Annotated in this window: 1 protein-coding gene; it reads right to left on the reverse strand. The window is 64.3% G+C overall.

Annotated elements, in window-relative coordinates; all coding sequences use genetic code 11:
• A partial coding sequence (locus tag EN914_RS37505; RefSeq protein ID WP_164779273.1) for a glycoside hydrolase family 3 N-terminal domain-containing protein occupies positions 1–516 on the reverse strand: 516 nt, incomplete at its 3' end.
• Positions 517–649 lie beyond the last annotated feature (133 nt).

Here is a 649-nt window from a genome sequence, read left to right on the forward strand (position 1 = left end):
CTTCATGACCGGCAGCACGCCGCCCGATATCAGCCCTTCCGCGGCTGCACGGCCGAGCTCGATCACCGGTCGCGGGTCCTTGCCGTAGGCACGCGCGCCGATGACATCGCTGGCGCCTTCGATCGGCACGTCGAGCACCGGCAGGCAATCGGCTGTGATGCCGTAGCGTAACAGGTCGAAAGCATGCAGCCGCGCCATCAGCCAGGCCGCGCGGGCGCCGGCATCATGATCGTCGCGCCACAGCGCGCCCAGCGCGCCGCCGGCTGGATAGTTCGGCGCCAGCGGCGGCCGCAAGCGCTGCACACGGCCGCCTTCCTGATCGATGAACACCAGCGCGTCCGGACGCCCTATGCAGTCTCGCATCTCGGCGACCAGATCGCGGATCTGTTCGGTCTCGCCGATGTTGCGCGCAAACAGGATGAAGGCCCACGGGCATTCATTGCGATAGAAATTGATTTCTTCGCGGGTGAGCGATTTCCCGGCGCAGCCGAGGATCATGGATTTTGATTCGGTCATGTCGGCAGTTTAGGGCTTTGTGCGATCAAAGGGAATCGCCAGGGATTCATCCAGGGCAACGCCGGATCTGCTTTCCCCATGAAAAAAGCCGGCGCGGTGGACCGCGCCGGCTTTCAATCGGTTGACTCCGGCT

It is taken from the genome of Mesorhizobium sp. M7A.F.Ca.CA.001.08.2.1 (assembly GCF_003998455.1).
GTDB classification, from domain to species: domain Bacteria; phylum Pseudomonadota; class Alphaproteobacteria; order Rhizobiales; family Rhizobiaceae; genus Mesorhizobium; species Mesorhizobium ciceri.